Source organism: Knoellia remsis (assembly GCF_003002895.1).
Classification (GTDB): domain Bacteria; phylum Actinomycetota; class Actinomycetes; order Actinomycetales; family Dermatophilaceae; genus Knoellia; species Knoellia remsis.
The window spans coordinates 29,770-46,942 of sequence record NZ_PVTI01000002.1; the positions used below are offsets into that span (position 1 = coordinate 29,770).

The 17,173-nt window shown below is 72.0% G+C and carries 16 protein-coding genes; 5 read left to right on the plus strand and 11 right to left on the minus strand.

What is annotated here, in order from left to right; genetic code table 11:
* Positions 1-44: 44 nt before the first annotated feature.
* Positions 45-1,898 (plus strand): ABC transporter ATP-binding protein, encoded by a 1,854-nt coding sequence (locus BCF74_RS01425; RefSeq protein WP_106296185.1) that lies wholly within the window; start codon positions 45-47, stop codon positions 1,896-1,898.
* Positions 1,899-2,137: 239 nt separating this feature from the next.
* On the opposite strand, the gene BCF74_RS01430 is transcribed toward BCF74_RS01425, so the two are convergent.
* Both BCF74_RS01430 and BCF74_RS01435 read right to left on the minus strand, forming a co-directional pair.
* A complete protein-coding gene (locus BCF74_RS01430; protein WP_106296186.1) occupies positions 2,138-3,040 on the minus strand; it encodes a DUF559 domain-containing protein in 903 nt (300 codons plus the stop codon).
* 239 nt (positions 3,041-3,279) lie between these two features.
* Positions 3,280-4,530 (minus strand): nicotinate phosphoribosyltransferase, encoded by a 1,251-nt coding sequence (locus BCF74_RS01435; protein ID WP_245889173.1) that lies wholly within the window; start codon positions 4,528-4,530, stop codon positions 3,280-3,282.
* A 99-nt stretch (positions 4,531-4,629) separates the two neighbouring features.
* On the opposite strand from BCF74_RS01435, the gene clpS reads away from it, so the two are divergent.
* From clpS to BCF74_RS01445, 3 genes are read left to right on the plus strand one after another with little or no spacing between them, the layout of a single operon-like run.
* On the plus strand, positions 4,630-4,920 hold the full coding sequence (clpS, locus tag BCF74_RS17510; protein WP_218279177.1) for an ATP-dependent Clp protease adapter ClpS: 291 nt from the start codon (positions 4,630-4,632) through the stop codon (positions 4,918-4,920).
* Between the two features lie 58 nt (positions 4,921-4,978).
* Positions 4,979-5,650 (plus strand): DUF2017 domain-containing protein, encoded by a 672-nt coding sequence (locus tag BCF74_RS01440; protein ID WP_106296188.1) that lies wholly within the window; start codon positions 4,979-4,981, stop codon positions 5,648-5,650.
* A complete protein-coding gene (locus BCF74_RS01445) occupies positions 5,647-6,066 on the plus strand; it encodes a VanZ family protein (RefSeq protein ID WP_170070091.1) in 420 nt (139 codons plus the stop codon). Before BCF74_RS01440 ends, BCF74_RS01445 begins: the two co-directional genes overlap by 4 nt.
* On the opposite strand, the gene BCF74_RS17220 is transcribed toward BCF74_RS01445, so the two are convergent.
* The gene (locus BCF74_RS17220; protein WP_106296190.1) at positions 6,041-6,349 is read right to left on the minus strand and encodes a PqqD family protein; all 309 of its coding nucleotides are present in this window, start codon (positions 6,347-6,349) and stop codon (positions 6,041-6,043) included. The two genes, BCF74_RS01445 and BCF74_RS17220, sit on opposite strands and share 26 nt — an antisense overlap.
* Positions 6,346-7,254, minus strand: a complete 909-nt coding sequence (locus BCF74_RS01455) for a nucleotidyltransferase family protein (protein WP_170070092.1) — start codon at positions 7,252-7,254, stop codon at positions 6,346-6,348. The genes BCF74_RS17220 and BCF74_RS01455 overlap by 4 nt, the downstream gene beginning before the upstream one ends.
* 168 nt (positions 7,255-7,422) lie before the next feature.
* On the opposite strand from BCF74_RS01455, the gene BCF74_RS01460 reads away from it, so the two are divergent.
* Positions 7,423-8,883 (plus strand): tyrosine-protein kinase domain-containing protein, encoded by a 1,461-nt coding sequence (locus tag BCF74_RS01460; RefSeq protein WP_106296192.1) that lies wholly within the window; start codon positions 7,423-7,425, stop codon positions 8,881-8,883.
* Positions 8,884-9,134: 251 nt separating this feature from the next.
* On the opposite strand, the gene BCF74_RS01465 is transcribed toward BCF74_RS01460, so the two are convergent.
* The 7 genes from BCF74_RS01465 to BCF74_RS01495 all read right to left on the minus strand — a co-directional run bounded on the left by BCF74_RS01465 (position 9,135) and on the right by BCF74_RS01495 (position 17,172).
* Entirely contained in the window at positions 9,135-10,595 is a 1,461-nt protein-coding gene (locus BCF74_RS01465) for a sugar transferase (protein ID WP_170070093.1), read from the minus strand.
* A 62-nt stretch (positions 10,596-10,657) separates the two neighbouring features.
* Positions 10,658-11,779, minus strand: a complete 1,122-nt coding sequence (locus BCF74_RS01470) for a glycosyltransferase (protein WP_106296194.1) — start codon at positions 11,777-11,779, stop codon at positions 10,658-10,660.
* The gene (locus BCF74_RS01475) at positions 11,776-12,762 is read right to left on the minus strand and encodes a GDP-mannose 4,6-dehydratase (RefSeq protein ID WP_106296195.1); all 987 of its coding nucleotides are present in this window, start codon (positions 12,760-12,762) and stop codon (positions 11,776-11,778) included. Before BCF74_RS01475 ends, BCF74_RS01470 begins: the two co-directional genes overlap by 4 nt.
* On the minus strand, positions 12,759-13,763 hold the full coding sequence (locus tag BCF74_RS01480; protein WP_106296196.1) for a GDP-mannose 4,6-dehydratase: 1,005 nt from the start codon (positions 13,761-13,763) through the stop codon (positions 12,759-12,761). The genes BCF74_RS01475 and BCF74_RS01480 overlap by 4 nt, the downstream gene beginning before the upstream one ends.
* A 42-nt stretch (positions 13,764-13,805) precedes the next feature.
* Entirely contained in the window at positions 13,806-14,846 is a 1,041-nt protein-coding gene (locus tag BCF74_RS01485) for a glycosyltransferase family 4 protein (RefSeq protein WP_106296197.1), read from the minus strand.
* The gene (locus BCF74_RS01490; RefSeq protein ID WP_106296198.1) at positions 14,843-16,090 is read right to left on the minus strand and encodes an O-antigen ligase family protein; all 1,248 of its coding nucleotides are present in this window, start codon (positions 16,088-16,090) and stop codon (positions 14,843-14,845) included. The genes BCF74_RS01485 and BCF74_RS01490 overlap by 4 nt, the downstream gene beginning before the upstream one ends.
* Positions 16,087-17,172: a glycosyltransferase family 4 protein gene (locus tag BCF74_RS01495; RefSeq protein ID WP_170070094.1), complete on the minus strand. Its 1,086-nt coding sequence runs from the start codon at positions 17,170-17,172 to the stop codon at positions 16,087-16,089. The genes BCF74_RS01490 and BCF74_RS01495 overlap by 4 nt, the downstream gene beginning before the upstream one ends.
* Position 17,173: the final 1 nt, after the last annotated feature.

Sequence of the window (17,173 nt, forward strand, 5' to 3'; positions counted from 1 at the left end):
TGGAGCTGGGACCAGCACTGACACGGACAAGGCAGACTGAGGCGGTGATCTCGCTGACCGGCCCCGTGCCGCGGCGGGTCGCGAGGGTTCTCGGCTTCCCGGAAGGAACGGGGGAGCTGGTCTCTCCGGCGACCCGGCGCAAGCTCGTCATCTCGATCGGGCTGTCCGTCGTGCTGTCGCTGCTCGACACCCTCGGTGTGCTCGCGATGGTGCCGATGATGCAGTACGTCACCGGGCAGGACCACGACAGCGGGGCACTCGGCTACATCAACCGCTTCCTCGGAGAGCCGGGGGACCGCCAGCTCGTCCTCGCCGTGTCACTGCTCATCGTCGGCGCCTTCGTCGTCAAGGACGTCGCCGCGCTGCTCGTCCGCCGGTGGCAGCTGCGGTTCATGGCGGCCGAACAGATCAGCACGGCGACGCGACTGCTCGAGGGCTACCTGCGGGGGCCGTTCGCCTGGCACCTGCGCACGAATACCGGCGACAAGCTGTGGACCGTGCAGGGCGCCACCGCTGCGGGCTACTCCGGCGGCCTGTCATCGGCACTGTCGGCGATCACCGAGGTCTTCACGATCAGCTTCATCTTCATCTCGCTGCTCTTCATCTCGCCGGTGGCGGCGCTGGCGGCGCTCGCGTACCTCGGTCTGGCCGGGTTCGTCGTCCAGCGGCTCATCCGGCCGCGCATCGTGGCGGCCGGCGAGCGCAACCTCAAGGCCTCGCAGGCCGTGTCGAAGTCGTCGCTGCAGTCGCTCACCTCCGTGAAGGAGATCAAGCTGCGGCAGGCGCACGGCCGGTTCGTCGAGGAGTTCCGCGCCGCGAACGTCGTGGGGGCGGAGGCCAACGTCACGGCCTCGGTGCTCAGCGAGATTCCGAAGTACTTCCTCGAGATCGTCTTCGTCGTCGGGGTCGGGCTGCTCGCCGTGGGTGTCACGTCGAACGCGACCTCCGGCGAGGGCATCCTGCTCCTGGGTGTCTTCGTCGCCGCCGGCACCCGGATCCTGCCGAGCGCCGTCCGCCTCATCGCCGCCATCGCCGGCATCCGCTTCGCCCAGGGCCCGCTGGCCCACGTCGTGCACGTCAACCGGATGCAGCAGGACGCACAGCGCGAGGAGCACGCTGCGCTGCGCACCTCCGAGACCCCGACCGGTGACATCGCCGTGCGGGACGTGACGTTCGCGTACGGCGACCAGCCCGACGAGCTCGTCCTGCGCGGCGTCAGCCTCGACATCCCGAAGGCATCCTCGGTCGCGATCGTCGGCTCGAGCGGCGCGGGCAAGAGCACCCTCGTCGACCTGCTTCTGGGCCTGCACCAGCCGCTCTCGGGGGATGTCACCGCGGGCGGCGTGAGCATCTTCGACAACCTGCCGGCGTGGCAGCGTCGCCTCGCTGTCGTCCCGCAGGACGTCACCCTTCTCGACGAGAGCCTGCGCGACAACATCGCCTTCGACGAGGAGGTCGACGAGGCGCGGATGGACGAGGCCGTCGACCGTGCCCAGCTGCGCGACCTCATCTCCCATCTCCCGGACGGGCTCGACACCACGATCGGGGAGCGCGGCGTCCGGCTCAGCGGCGGTCAGCGTCAGCGCATCGGCATCGCCCGCGCGCTCTATCGTCGGCCCGAGGTTCTCGTCCTCGACGAGGCCACGTCGGCTCTCGACAACGAGACCGAGAACCGGCTCACCGAGACGATCCGCGGGTTGTCCGGCTCGATGACGATGGTCATCGTCGCGCACCGGCTCTCGACCGTGCGGCACGTCGACCAGCTCGTCTTCATGAGCAAGGGCAAGGTCGCCACGACCGGAACGTTCGCGGAGGTGGCGCGCGAGAACGCCGAGTTCGCCCACCTCGTGGCGCTCGGTCAGCTGCTCGAGACCCAAGGCGAGCACGCCCAGCGCTAGGCCCGGCGCGTCCCCCATCGCCGGCCCGTCGCCGCCAGCCACGCGCCGTCGGCCCATCCCCGCTCGCCGCCCGGGCCGACGGACGTGCAATGGCGCCGGTATGCCGCGTCGGCACCTTCCGTTGAGCACGGCCGCCGGGTGGCCGACCCTGAGCGTCGGACCTTGTGCACGTCCGTCGGGCCGCGACCTGGGCCAGAGAGGCAGCGTCCCCCGCCCATGCGCGGGTGGTGCGTGCCCCGTCAGGCGGCGGCGGACTTCGCCAGCCGGGGTGGTGCCGGCGGGACGCCGCCCTCGCGGGTCGTCCGCCACGCACACAGCGCCCAGCGCACCCATCCCTGCTCGAACATGATGTCCTCGTAGCAGAACCGCAGGCTGTCCCACCCGCGGGCTGCGAACAGCGAGTGCCGCCGACAGTCCCGCCGGAGGCCCTCTCGCGTGCCGTGGGTCTCGTAGCCCTCGGCTTCGACGATGAGCTGCAGCTCCTCGCTGCCAAGGTCGACGACGGCATACATCCCCGTGTCCGCGACCTCGAGCTGCGGCTGCAGCTCGAACCCTTCCTCGATGGCGATGGCCCGCAGCACCGACTCCAGGGGGTTGGCCGCCCGCCCATCGGCGTGACGCGCGACCCGCCGGACTGCCGCCGCTCCGGGGCCACGCAGGCCTGCGGCAGCCCGGCGCAACAGGTCCCGCCCGACCGCGTCCGCCCGCAGTGCCGAGTCCGCGACCGCCAGGGCCTCGTCGAACGGGAGGGTCCTGGCGCAGTCGAGCACCGTGCGGAGGGGCGTCGTGACCCCGCCCCGTGTGTCGTCGTCGTCGAGGTCGGCCCAGTACGGACGGATGCCGTCGCTGTGCTCCGAGCGCATGCGCCTGTTCCGCGGGAGGGTGACGTGGGCGACGTCGGGAACGATCTTGACCTTCCACCCGTGGTGCTGGGCGGCGCTCAGGTGGGACAGTGTCCCGGAGCGCGCGTGGGCGACCCGAAGGTGCTGACCGGTCGAGGGCAGCGCCAGCCGACCTCTCCCGAGACGGACCACCTCGCCGGCAGCGATGGCCGCCGCGACCGCCCGCTTCGAGTGGTGTTCCCGCAGCTCGGCCGTCGTCGCACACCCGCCGATGCGGGTCAGGGTCTGGACGACGGACATGGCAGCAAGGGTGCCCCAGGGCGCCGAATCGCCCGCCGACTTTTCCACAGCCGGGTCCCGCACCACTCTCAGCCGGGCCGACGGACGTGCAATGGCGGGGGTATGCCGTGTCGGCACCTCCCGTTGAGCACGGCCGTCCCGTGGCCGACCTGGGCGTCGGCCCTTTTGCACGTCCGTCGGGCCGTGGCCTGGGCCGGAAAGGCGGCTGGCTCTCAGAGGTAGGGAAAGGCGGCGGGCTCTCAGAGGTAGGTCGTGGGAATGGCCGGTTCGCCGCGGCTGAGCTGGTGCGCCGAGCGCGGCAGCTCGGCCATCGACGCCTCGTGCCGGTCCCGGGCGGCCTCGAGGGTCACGTGGTCACCGCCCACGACCTCGCCCCCACGGACATAGTCGACGAGCAGTTCCCGGTCGTCCCCGTCGTCCTCGGGCGCCACCCCGATCCCGATGACCTCGGCCTCGGCCACGCCGCGTGCGTTGCGCCGGCGCAGCGCGAACTTGCGCCCGCCGACCGACGTCTTGTCCTTGCTCGCCTTCGCGACGTCGACCATCTCGCCGCCGTCACCTTCGCGCGCCACGAGCTTGTAGACCATCCCGGCTGTCGGCGCGCCCGACCCGGTGACGAGCCGCGTCCCCACGCCATAGGCATCCACCGGCGCAGCCGCGAGCGCCGCGATGGCGTACTCGTCGAGGTCGGACGTGACGACGATCCGGGTGTTCTTCGCCCCAAGAGCGTCGAGCTGCTCGCGCACCTCGCGCGCCTGGACGACGAGGTCGCCGCTGTCGAGCCGGACGGCGCCCAGCTCCGGACCGGCGACCTCGATGGCGATCTGCACCGCCCGCTCGACGTCGTAGGTGTCGACGAGGAGCGTCGTCCCCACCCCGAGGGCCTCGACCTGCGCCGTGAACGCCTCGCGTTCGTCGTCGTGGAGCAGCGTGAACGAGTGCGCGGCCGTCCCCGCCGTGGGCACGCCCCAGCGTCGTCCCGCCTCGAGGTTCGAGGTGGTCGCGAAACCGGAGATGTATGCCGCCCGCGCGGCCGCCACTGCGGCCTCCTCGTGCGTGCGGCGGGAGCCCATCTCGATGCACGGGCGGCTCCCGGCGGCGCCGGTCATGCGGGACGCGGCGCTCGCGACGGCGCTGTCGTGGTTGAGGATCGACAGCACGAGCGTCTCCAGCACGACTCCGTGGGCGAAGTCGGACTCGACCACGAGCACGGGCGAGCCGGGGAACCATGCCTCGCCCTCGGCATACCCCCGGATGTCCCCGTCGAAGCGGTAGCCGGCGAGGAAGTCCAGGGTTTCGTCGTCGACGACCCTGCGCTCGCGCAGGGCACGAATCTCGTTGTCCCCGAACCGGAAGCGCTCGATCTCCTCGAGGAGGCGCCCGGTTCCGGCGAGCACGCCGTAGCGTCGCCCCTCCGGCAGCCGACGCGCGAAGGTCTCGAACACACACCGCCGTGAGGCGGCTCCCGACCGCAGCGCGGCCTGCACCATGGTCAGCTCGTAGTGGTCGGTGAGCAGGGCGGTGGAGCTCGAGGGCAGGGGCGTGGTCCCGGGCGTGGCAGTCACGCACAGCACCCTAAAGTGGGAGGCGTGTCTATTGCGCCCGTGGAGGAGGAGGTCGTCTCCTCGGACCCCCTCGTCGAGCCGGACGTCCCGTGGATCACGCTCGTCTGGAACGACCCCGTCAACCTCATGTCCTATGTGACGTACGTCTTCCAGAGCTACTTCGGCTACGACCGCGCCAAGGCGGAAAAGCTGATGATGGACGTGCACACCAAGGGCAGGGCCGTCGTCTCCCACGGACCCCGCGAGAAGATGGAGATCGACACCGAGGCGCTGCAGGGTTACGGGCTGTGGGCGACGTTCCAGAAGGACGACTGAGCGTGCGAGGCAGAGTCTTGGGCAGCAACGACCAGATGCTCAGTCAGAAGGACGACTGATGGCGCGCGCGTTCGCCCGCAAGGGACGTGGCCCCGACATCGTCTACACGGCCAAGCTCGACGCCGTGGAGCGTGCCGTCGTGGCCGGCCTCATGGAGCAGGTGCATGAGCTCGTGCGGCCCGAGCCGGCTACCGCCGGGGGAGGGCCCGAGGGTGACGACGAGTTCGACGCGATCGTCTCGGGTCTCGGTGGTCTCGGGATGGGCGTCTCGGTCGCGGCCGAGGACCAGTTGCCCGACGCGACACCGGTGCCCGAGGACGCCCGCTCGTTCGGCGACCGTGACCCGGCGCTCGAGCGGCTTCTCCCCAGTGGCAACCGCACCGACGACCAGGCCGCGTCGGAGTTCCGCAGGCTCACCGAGCAGGGGCTGCGCCAGCGCAAGGCCGCCCACCTCGCCTCGGCTATCCGCGCCCTGCGGGCTCCGGGCCCCGGCGTCCAGCTCGACCAGGCACAGGCCGTCGACATGATGGTCGCGCTCACGGACGTGCGTCTCGTCCTTGGTGAGCGCCTGGGCCTGCGCGCCGACGAGGACGTCGACCGCCTCGAGAGCCTGCTCGCGGATGCCGACGAGGACGACCCGCGGCTGCATGCCGTCTCGGTCTACGACTTCCTCACTTGGCTCCAAGAGACCCTCATCCAGGCCATGCAGAAGGGCGAGTCGCAGCGGTGAGCCGCGCGGCGGCGCGCTGGCTCGCCGGTCTGGTGCTCACGGCATACACCGTGGCGATCGCGGCGCTGCTGCTCTGGCCGGATGCGTGGAGCATCAACCGGCTCAACGTCGCGGTCTATGTGTGGTTCCTCAACCGTGGTGTCCCGCCGAGCATGACGCCGGAACGGTGGGCGGTCGTGTGGAACGTGTTCCTGCTCGCCCCGCTGACCTTCGCCCTGGCGCTCATCGCCCCGCGGGTGCGCTGGTGGTGGTGGGCCCTGCTCGGGCTGGCCCTGTCGGTGGGGTTCGAGGCGGCGCAGGACCTCATCGTGCAGACCCGGGACGCGTCGTGGGGTGACGTCCTCGCCAACACGTGCGGTGCGGTCGCCGGGGCGTATGCCGGGTCGCGGCTCAGTGCCCGTCGCGCGCCTCGATGAGGCGCTGCGCCAGGAACGACTCGACGAAGGACGCCACAGCCGGAGCGACGACGGACCGGTCCGTCCCGGTGCCCTCGGCGAGCAGGGTGATCGTCTCGCCGACGCTGGCGCCGTCGTCGAGGCTGAGCCAGACCACGGAGCCGGTGCCCTCGAGCACGAGCGCCGGCCCCTCGGGGAACGGCGCGACATAGACGGTCGGCGAGTCGTGCGGTGTGGACAGGGTGTCCGTGACCCAGCCGACGTGCGGCCGGGGGCGGAAGCGGGCGTCCTCGGTGATGCTCACGAGGGGCCCTCCCGGTCGATGTGCAGGTGTTCCTGCGCCGAGCGTCGGCTCATCCGTCCCAGGTCGCGCGCGCCCTGGACGAAGCGGCCGCCGAACGCGCGGACCATGTCGGCCCGGGTGGGTGGCCGGCCGAGGTCCTCCGCGAGCCAGGCCTTGTTGACGAGGAACGCGCGCAGCGCCACGCCGACCTTGGCGCGGCGGGTCGGGGCGGCCTGCACGCGGGCCCGCCACTCCTCGAGCCGGGTGTGCCCGGGACGCGAGAAGACCCGCCAGAGGGCCGCCTCCGGGTCGCCGTCGTAGGCGTCCAGCTGGTCGGTCGCAGCCGCGAGAGCCACCTCGGCATGGACCTCACGGGCGAGCTCGACGACGGCCTGCCTGTCCTGTTCGGAGGCGTGCCCCCAGTTGACCGCGTGGTCGGGGTGCTGGTCCATCGCGGGCGCCTCGCTGCGGGCGACGTGGAGGAGGAGGACGAGCTGCTGGCCCGTGCGGTCGGGCACGGCGACGTCGATGGCGGCGAGCCGGGTGTGCTCGCGGCGCCCCCACAGCACCTCGAACGTGTGCTCGGGGTCGCGGTCCATCCCCGGGAACCGGCGATGCACGTCGAGCAGGCCCCAGTGCGGGTGGTAGAGCCCGGCGGCATGCTCGAAGGCCGAGCCGTCACGGAAGTCCGTACGCAGGATCCACCCGGTCCGCTCCAGGCCAGCCATGAACCGGGGGACGTGCTGCGGGCGTACGAGCACGTCGGCGTCGGTGCTGGCCGTGCCGGGCCTGCGCAACCCCTCTGCCACCGCCGGGCCCTTGATGTGGAGCAGGTCGACCTTCTGCTGGTTCGCCAGCACCTGGGTCGCGCCATGGGCGAGCTCGACGCGGACGTGCAGCGGCACGTCGGTCCGGGGCTCCTCCACCCGAACATCGTGCCCGCACAGCCCCGGCCTGTCACACGCAAAGCACGCCTTCGTGTCCTGAGGGGTGTGTCCCGAGGGTCGTCCCCGGCCAGTTCGCCGATTGGCCGGGGCGCACGATCACGCGCGATAAGGTGATCCGAGCAGCCACACGCTCTCGCAGGGACCTCCATGACCTTTCTCGACTTCGTCCGACTCAGTCGCGCGAATCTCCTCCGCATCGTCCTTCTCGTCCTCATCGGTGCGGGACTGGCGTTCGCCTACGCGCAGACGCTGCCCAAGGTGTATGCCGCGGACGCGAGTGGCTATGTCGTGACCGGTGGGGGCCAGAACACCGGTGACGTCTTCGCGGGCAGCACGCTCGCAGGATCCAAGGCCGAGTCGTACCTGCCGCTCATCAACAGCCGTGCGGTCGGCAAGCGTGCCGGGGAGATCATCGGCTCGGATGCGCCGCCGGAGGTGCTCGCGGCCCGGGTCGCGGGTTCGGTCGCTCCGGGGTCGGTCATCCTCAAGATCAACGCGACCGGCCCGACCCCGACGGACGCCCGCGACCTCGCCGACGCGACGATGGAGGCCGTCGCCGCCGAGGCCAACCGGCTCGAGCTCGGTGGCGGCGAGGTCAAGCCGGGGACGCAGGCGCTCGTGCGCATCATCCCCATCGAGACCGCGCTGCTGCCGGGTGCCCCGATCGGTCCCAACGTCACCAAGTACGTCCTCGCCGGCGCGGTCGCCGGGGCGGCGCTCGCGTACGCGTGGATCTTCATCCGCCGGCTCTCGGACACCCGCATTCGCACGTCGAAGGACGTCGAGGACCTCACCGGGTCGAGCTCCCTCGGTGTCATCCCGTTGAGCAACGAGCTCCGCAAGGCCCGTGGTGGGCGCTCGTCGGGCCTCGGACTGGCCGGGGAGTCGTTCCGGCAGATCCGCACCAACCTGCGCTTCGTCAGCCCGGACGCACCGCCGCAGAGCATCGTCGTCACGAGCGCGAGCCCGTCGGAGGGCAAGTCCACGGTGTCCTCGACGCTCGCCAGCATCATCGCCGAGGACGGACGCCCGGTCGTCATCATCGACGCCGACCTGCGTCGCCCCAACATCGCGAACATCCTCGAGGTGAGCTCGACGGTGGGGCTGAGCGAGGTCCTCTCGGGACAGATGGACTACACCGACGCCATGCAGGCGACGCGCCACCAGGACGTGTTCGTCATCGCCGGCGGCCAGGTCCCGCCGAACCCCTCTGAGCTCCTCGGCTCGGCCCGGATGCGCCAGCTGCTGCAGGAGCTCACCCGCGACCACTTCGTCATCCTCGATGCCCCGCCGCTGCTCCCGGTCACCGACGCGGCCCTGCTCTCCGGCGCCGCCGACGGCACGATCCTCGTCTTCGCCGTCGGCAAGACCCACAAGGACCAGGTCGAGGCCTGCGCGAAGATGATCCAGCAGGTCGGCGGCCGCATCCTCGGCATCGTCCTCAACATGGCGCCCAAGCGCGGCATGGGCTCGGTGATGTACGGCGACGGCTACTCGACCTACTACAGCCACGGCAGCTACGAGTACTACAAGAGCGGGCCGAAGAAGGGTCGCCGTCGGGCCGCGAAGAAGGCCAAGGACCGCGTGGGAGCCGGCCGCCGCGGCTGAGCGCGGACGCGCCGCGCGCTGCTCCGACGGCGAGCTGTCGGACGTGCAATGGGTCGCGCAGCCCGGGGCCAGCTCCGTGTGATCGAGGCGAACGTGGACGCCTGTGGCCCCGATTGCATGTCCGTCGGCCCGGGTGTGCTGCGGTGGAGTCGGGTAGGCCGGGTGGCCGGGGTGCTGCGCCTGCGCGTGCGAGCGCGGTATGCCGGGTGCGCGCCTCAGTAGGTGCCGCGGCCTCAGTAGGTGCCGCGGCCTCAGTAGGCGCCGCGCCGGGACACGACGGCGTGCACGGTGCGCGCGAGGATGAGCAGGTCCTGCGTCATCGACCAGTTGTCGACGTAGTAGAGGTCGAGCCGCACCGAGTCCTCCCACGACAGGTCGGCCCGACCCGAGACCTGCCACAGGCCGGTCATGCCCGGCAGGACCGTGAGCCGCCGGTGCACATCCATGTCGTAGCGGTCGACCTCCGTCTGCAGCGGCGGACGCGGGCCGACGAGGCTCATGTCGCCGCGCAGGACGTTGAACAGCTGGGGCAGCTCGTCGAGCGAGTAGCGGCGGATGACGCGCCCGACCCGGGTGATCCGCGGGTCGTCCTCGTCCTTGGACAGCACGTGGTCGACGTCGTGCTTGTTGCGCATCGTCGCCGTGAGGGTGTCGGCGCCGACCACCATGGAGCGGAACTTCAGCACCCCGAACGGCCGACCCTGCCGGCCGACCCGCTGCTGGGTGAAGAGCACGGGTCCGCCGTCGCCGAGCTTGACGAGGAGGGCCACGACGAGCAGCACCGGCGCGAAGGCGAGCACGAGCATCGACGTCACCGTGACATCGAAGACGCGCTTGAGCATGCGCCGTGGCCGGCTCGCGCTGGGCCCCTCGAGCTCGAGCAGGGGCAGCCCCGCGGCAGGGCGTGAGCGCACCCGGTCGGATGCGACGTCGGTGAGGCTGGGGGAGATGAGGATGTTGACGCCCGTCTCCTCGAGCTCCCACACCGCGCGCCGCATCTCCTGCGCGGAGGTCACCGCCCCGCCGGCGAAGAGGACGACGTCGGCGCCGCTGGAGGTGACGATGGCGCCGGTGCGGGCGGTCGGCCCGAGCACGGCGAGCCCGCGCGGGGTCTCGCCGGACCCGTCCGGGGTCGGGACGACGGCTCCGAGCACGTTGAGCCCGAGCCAGCGCTCCCGGTGCAGGACGCCGGCGATCTCGTCGACCTGGCGCGGCGTGCCCGCGAGCACGACCTTCTGCTGCAGGTGGCCGCGGCGTCGCAGGACGTGCAGGGTCGCGCGCAGCGCGTAGCGTCCGACGAGGAGAAGCGGGACCCCGATGACGAAGAGCAGGAAGAAGAACCCGCGGGAGAGCGGGAACCGGGTGAGGTAGCACGCGATCCCGATCCAACCTGCGGCGAAGACGGACGCGCGCAGCACGTGCTTGTACTCCGCCGAGCCGGCGCCGAAGAGGTGCGGGGCCCAAGCGCCCGTCCCGCCGAGGTTCAGCAGCCAGAGCGCGACGATCGGCACCGCGGCGATGGAGAGGTTGGAGTCGAGGTCCCCGGCGGTGTCGAAGAGCCTGAGCTCTCGGCGCCCCCACGCCGCGAGGAAGGTCGCGACGATGATCAGCCCGGTGTCCACGAGGGCGGCGGCCACCGACGGGACGACCAAAGCCGCCCTGCTCCGTCCGCGGGCCGCGGTCCCCGTGCGCAACTCGTCGAGCTGGAGCACTCCGGCATCCCTCCTCGCAGGATGTCGAACGACACAACTCCTCCAAGATACGTCGGAGTTGGCTACCGCATCCCAGCTTCGCGAAGAACGGCTCGCACCTGCGACCGCAATGCGTCGGCGAACCGCTCCTCGCCGAAGGAGGCCGCGTGTGCCCGGAGGTCGTCGCTCACCCAGGGCAATCCGGCGGCGTTGCGGACCGCCCGTCGGACCGCCGAGGGGGTCGCGTCGGTGAAGAACACGCCTGTGCGACCGGGCACGACGGTGTCGAGGTAGCCGCCGGCCTCGAGCGCGATCGTCGGGTGGCCGAAGGCGGCCGCCTCGAGCGGGGTGAGGCCGAAGTCCTCGAGGCTCGGCGCGACGAGAGCCCGCGCACCGGCATACGTCCAGCGCAGCTGCGCGTCGCTGAGATGCGAGACGAGCCGGACGTTGTCGGGCAGGCTGGCGGCCAGGACGTCACGCAGCGGTCCGTCCCCGACGACGACGAGCCGGTCGTCGGGCAGGCCACGGAACGCCTCGACGGCGACGTCGACGTTCTTGTAGGGGAGCAGTCGCGAGACGACGAGGTGGTAGTCGTCCCAGCCCGCCAGCTCCGGCACCGGCTCGGTGGGACCGTCCGCGGTGACACCGTGCGGAGGAGGCAGCACCTCCGCGGTGATCCCGTATGCCGCGTGGATGCGGTCGCGCACGACGCGCGAGTTCGCGAGGTAGGCGTCGGCGCGTGCCGCCGCGCGCTGGTCCCAGCGACGCAGCGCCGGAGCGAGCAGGCCGAGCGCGATCCCGGACAGGCCGCGCGAGCCGTGCGCGCCGAGGTACTCGTCGCGCTGGTGGAGCCAGCGGGCCGGGGCGTGGCAGTAGACGAGAAGCGCACCGCTCGAGTGGAACCCGTGGGCCCAGCCGCTCGAGGAGGCGAGGACGACGTCGGCGTCGATCCGGGTGGCCGAGGCCGCGGGCGCGAGCAGTGGGAGGGCGAGCCGGTGCCGGCGCCGCAGCACCCCGACCCGGTTGAGCGGTGAGGTGACGATGTCGAGGTCACGGAACTCGGGATAGGTGCCGTCGGGGTCGTAGAGCGTCGTGTGGATGCGCGCCCCGGGGAACGCACGGGCCATGGCGAGGACGACGCGTTCGGCGCCGCCGCGCTGGGTGAGGTAGTCGTGCGCGATGGCCACGCGTGGACGAACGCTCACCCGGCCCGCTCCAGGGTCGCGACGTCGGCGTCGACCATCCGCCCGACGAGCTCGTCGAAGGTCACCGACGGTGACCACCCGAGCTCGGTGCGTGCCCGGGTGGCGTCCCCGATGAGCACCGCCGGGTCGGCCGGCCGGACGAACTCGGGGTCGATGCGCACGTGCGCCTGCCAGTCGTCGATGCCGACCCGGGAGAACGCAGCCGCGACGAAGTCGGCGACGCTGTGCGCCTCGCCTGTGGCGACGACGTAGTCGAGCGGCTCGGTGTGCCGCGCGGCGCGCACCATGGCGTCGACGTAGTCGGGGGCCCAGCCCCAGTCGCGGCGCGCGTCGAGGTTGCCGAGGGCGAGCGTGCCACCCTCTCGTGCGATGCGGGCCGCTCCGGACGTGATCTTGCGGGTGACGAAGGTCGTCGGGCGCCGCGGCGACTCGTGGTTGTAGAGGATGCAGCTCACGGCGAAGAGCTCTCGCCGACGGGCGACGCCGACGCAGTGGTGGGCGAAGGCCTTCGCGGCGCCGTAGGGGCTGACCGGCCGGACCGGGGTCCGCTCGTCCTGGGGCGCGATGGGCGCCTCCCCGAAGATCTCGGCGCTCGACGCCTGCACGAGCCGAACCTCTCGGCCCGTGCTCTCCTGCGTCTCCGCCGCCGCCTCGAGCAGGGAGACGACGGCGAGCCCGTTGACCCGTGCGGTGAGCTCCGGCTCCTGCCACGAGCGGGCGACCGAGCTGAGGCCGCCGAGGTTGTAGACCTCGTCCGGGGACACGTCACGCACGAGCGCTCGCACACCGACCGGGTCGGTGAGGTCGGCGGCGTGTGCCGTCACCTCGGCCGGGAGGTCAGCGACGCCGGGAACGGTGCCGGCCGCGCCAGCGGGCGGCACGAGGCCGTGGACGGCATACCCGTCTGCGAGGAGTCGCTCGACGAGGTAGCTCCCGTCCTGGCCGGAGGCGCCGGTGACGAGGGCGACGGGGGTCCGGGTCACGACCGCGAGCCCCCCGAGTCCCGTGCGCCCTCGCGCAGCAGCGCGAGGTCGGCGTCGACCATCATCCGCACGAGCTCCTCGAAGCGCACGGTCGGCTGCCACCCCAGGCGCTCGCGAGCCTTGCTCGCGTCGCCGATGAGCAGGTCCACCTCGGCCGGGCGCATGAAGCGCGGGTCCTGCTCGACGTAGGGCTCCCAGTCGTCGATGCCGACCTGGCTGAACGCGACGTCGAGCAGCTCGCGGATCGAGTGCGTCTCGCCCGTCGCGAGGACGTAGTCGTCGGCCTCGGGCTGCTGGAGCATCCGCCACATGCCCTCGACGTAGTCGCCGGCGAAGCCCCAGTCGCGGCGGGCGTCGAGGTTGCCCATGGTGACTTTCTCCTGCTGTCCCAACGCAATTCGCGCGACGGCGAGCGAGACCTTGCGGGTGACGAACTCCGGTCCGCGACGCGGCGACTCGTGGTTGAAGAGGATGCCGCTCGAGGCGTGCATGCCGTAGGACTCGCGGTAGTTGATCGTCATGTAGTGCCCGTAGACCTTGGCCACGCCGTAGGGGGAGCGCGGCCACAGCAGGGTCTTCTCGGACTGCGGCACCTCCTGCACCTTGCCGAACATCTCCGACGACGACGCCTGGTAGAAGCGCACCCGCGACGGGTCGTCACCGGCATACAGCCGTACCGCTTCGAGGGCGTTGAGGACGCCGTTGCCGGTCACCTCGGTCGTGACGTGCGCGTTCTCCCACGAGTAGGCGACGTAGGAGACCGCACCGAGGTTGTAGAACTCGTCGGGCTGCGCGCGGCCGATGGCCCGCATGAGGCTGGACAGGTCGGTGAGGTCGCCGGTGTGCAGGGTGACGTCCGGCACGACCCGCTCGACGAGCTCGCGCTTGGGGTTGTTCTGCCCGCGCAGCACCCCGTGCACCTCGTAGCCCTTCGACAGGAGCAGTTCAGCCAGGTAGAGGCCGTCCTGACCGGTGATCCCGGTGATCAGTGCGCGTGGCATCGGTGGCGTCCTCCGTGGGGCGGGTCGAGTCGGTTCATCGTGTCAGAGCAGGCGCAGGTCCGTGAGCAGGTCGTGGAGGCGGGCCCGGCCGGCGTCGGGCGAGAAGTGGGTGTGCCAGCGCTGTCGCGCTGCGTCGAGGTATGCCGTCCGCTCGCCCTCCGTGGCGCGCGTCGCCGTCGCGATGACGCGGGCGAGGTCCGCGGCGTCGCCGGCCCGGGCGACCCACGGGTGGTCGGGGCCGGTGACCTCGGGGAGGGCGCCGGCGTCGCTGATGACGAAGGGGGCGCGAGCGGCCATGGCCTCGGCGGCGACGAGCCCGAACGACTCGGCGATGACGGACGGGAACACCGCGAGGTCGATGGTCTCGAAGAACGCGGCTCGATCGAGCCACCCCGGCCGGTCGACGAGGTGGGCCACCGGAGCGATCGCCGACTCGGCCCGGTCACGCTCGCGCTCGTCGACGAAGTGCGGTTCACCGGCGAGCAGCAGGCGGTGACGACCCGGGTGCTCGCGCTCCAGCTGCGCCAACGCTTCGGCGAGGACGGTCACTCCCTTGTCGGGGCTCGGACGGCCGAGGAAGCCGAGGGTGACGACGCCGTCGGAGGCGGGCCGGCGTGTGGCGGGCTGGTCGTCGGTCCAGTTCCACAGGACACGGGTCCGGGGCACCCGAGCGGCCATGGAGTGGCTGGGTACAAGGGTCGTGAGCGCGCCGCGGGTGGCCAGCCGGGCGAGCGGACGGTGCAGGCCGAGCGGCTCCTGGTGCAGGTGCACGACCCGGCCGCGGTGGCCCGTCGTCGCGGCGGCGGGGACGAGCCCGTTGCACCACAGCACCGCGTCGCCACGCCCGCCCTTCGCGCGGTCCCAGTCGCGCAGCTCGCGCAGGTAGCGGCGGCGCGAGGCCGAGAGCCGGGTCACCGGGTGTCCGGACGCCTCGGCCCGGTCGAGGACGCCGGCCTCGGCGTCCGGCCCGACGACCGCGACGTCGAGCCCGAGGCCCCGCGCGGCGTCGGCGAGGTGGAGCAGCATGACCTCACCGCCCCCGAGCTCGCCGTTGTTCGCGGCGAGGACGAGTCGTCCGGTCATGTGGCGTGCCGTGCCGACCGGGTCGCCGGTCCGCCGACCACGGTCGCGCCCGGCTCGTCGGCGCGCGAGGAGGGCGGGTCGTCCGGGTCGGGGTCCACGACCTTCTCGGGTGCGAGAGCCTGGCGCATCGCGATGCCGAGAGCAGCGGCGACGGGCAGCTCGAGCAGGACCTCGCCGAGGCTCATGGCCATGACGACGCCGCAGATGAGGGCCATCTCGATCCAGACCTGGCGTTCGGACCGGACCTCGCGGGTGAGCGCCAGGGCGGTGAGGGCGAGGAGAGCGACGAAGATGCCCCAGAGCAGCCAGCCGCCCTCGGCCCGCAGCCCGAGGTAGGAGCTGTGGAAGAAGAAGGTGTCTCCTCTGAGGTCGACCTTCGCCGTGCCGGCGCCGTTGCCGTAGAGGGGGTTCTGCGCGACGAGCACCTGCTCGGCCGCCTGGATGCGCTCGCGCAGGGCGTCGCTGCCCTCGCGGTCGGCGAACGGGCCCCACTGCTGGTACCGCTCGGACAGGGTGAGCACCAGCCACCAGGCCGCAGCGAAGATCGCGATGGACACGCGCCCGGAGAGCAGCCGTCGCGTGACGAACCACAGCGCGGCGAGGCCGACGGCGGCGATCGCGGTCCGGCTCTGGGTTCCGGCGACCGTGAGGGCCATCGCGAGGAAGACCCAGCCGCGCAGCTTGGGAGACCGGGTCCCGGCCAGGCCGAGACAGCCGAAGACGGTGAAGTAGTAGCCGGCGACGTTGGGGTCGTTGAGGAGTCCGGTGAACCGGTCGCCGTAGCCGGCGCCGAAGATCGGGACGACGCGGTTGACGAACGCGGACACACCAGCGACGGCGATGCCGGTCGCGAACCCGCGCAGGGCCGAGGGGGTGTGCACCCGACCCGAGGCGAGGATGAGCGCGAGGATGACGTAGTTCGTCATGTGCAGCATCCGTCGGGAGCCGTCGACACCGTTGAGCAGGGTCGATGCGCCGAGGACCAGCCACATGAGGCTGAGGAGCATCGGGAACCACGCCGGTCGGGGCGGACTGTCCGGGCGCCGGTTCATCGCGATCAGCGCGAGGGCCATGACGGCGAGCTCGGGGATGGGGGCACTGCCGGGGAGGCCGGGGACGGCATAGTTGATGGGGATGAGCGCGCAGAGGAAGAAGTCGCTCATCCGGCTCGTGATCCAGCCCGTGGGTGGCGGCTTCTCCTCCTCGTCGTTCCCGCGAGCGGTCAGTGCGCGCAGCTCGCTCATCGGGTGACCTCCGCATAGGTCCCGCCGACGTCGCTCGCCATGTCGGCGACGGTCGGCCACAACCTCGGCAGGCCGGGGCGCAGGCCGGGATCGGTGGCCTGCTCCCGGATGGTCCGCGCGACCTGCTCAGGGTCGGCCGCGTCGACGAGGCACCGCGGTGGCAGCACCTCGGGGTTGCCGCCGACGGCGGTGGCGACAACGCCCAGTCCCGCCGCGGCGGCGTCGAGGATCGAGTAGGACATGTTCTCCGAGCGGGACAGCTGCACGAGCACGTCCCCTTGGGCGAGCAGTGGCCCGGGGTCGACGTGCCCGGGCAGGCTCACACGCTCCATGAGGCCCGAGCCTGCCACCTTGGCCGTGAGGGCGTCACGCAGCTCGCCCGTCCCGGCGAGGGTGAGCCGTGCGCCCGGGTCATCGCGGGCGACGAGTGCGAAGGCGTCGATGAGGTCGTCCAGGCCCTTCTCCGGGGCGAGCCGGGACAGCGAGACGACGTGTATGCCGTCGCGCACGTCCCGTCGTTCCGTCGCCTGAGCGGGCCGGTCGACGCCGTTGTGGACGACGCGGACACGTGACCCGGCCAGCCACGTCGAGCGGACGAGGTCGGCCGTCGCCCGGGACACCGCGATGACGGCGTCGAACCGCCGCATCCGCGCGGTGTGGACGGCGACCATGAGTCTGGCCCGGGCCGACGAGGCCTGGTAGAGCCCACGGTCCGCGGCGATGCCGTGCTCCGTGGAGACGAGCGCCGTGTCGAGCCCCACCGTCGCCACCGCGCACGTGATGTCGGCATGGCTGAGGTGGCTGTGCACGACGGCCGGGCGGAGCGCGCGCACGACCCGCCGCACCGTCCGGACCGAACGGGCCAACCCAGCGCTGGGGCCGAGATCGCCTGTCACGACGGGCTGTTCGCGCTGCCGGAGCTCGTCCGCCAGGGGTCCCTCGGGGCACATCACGACGAGTCGGTACCCCGGGATGCCGGCCCGGGCGACGTCGAGGACGTGCCGGGCGACACCGCCCAGCTCGGCGACCGGGACGACCCACAACGCCGTCGGCGGGACGGCATACGACGTCGATTCGGCCACG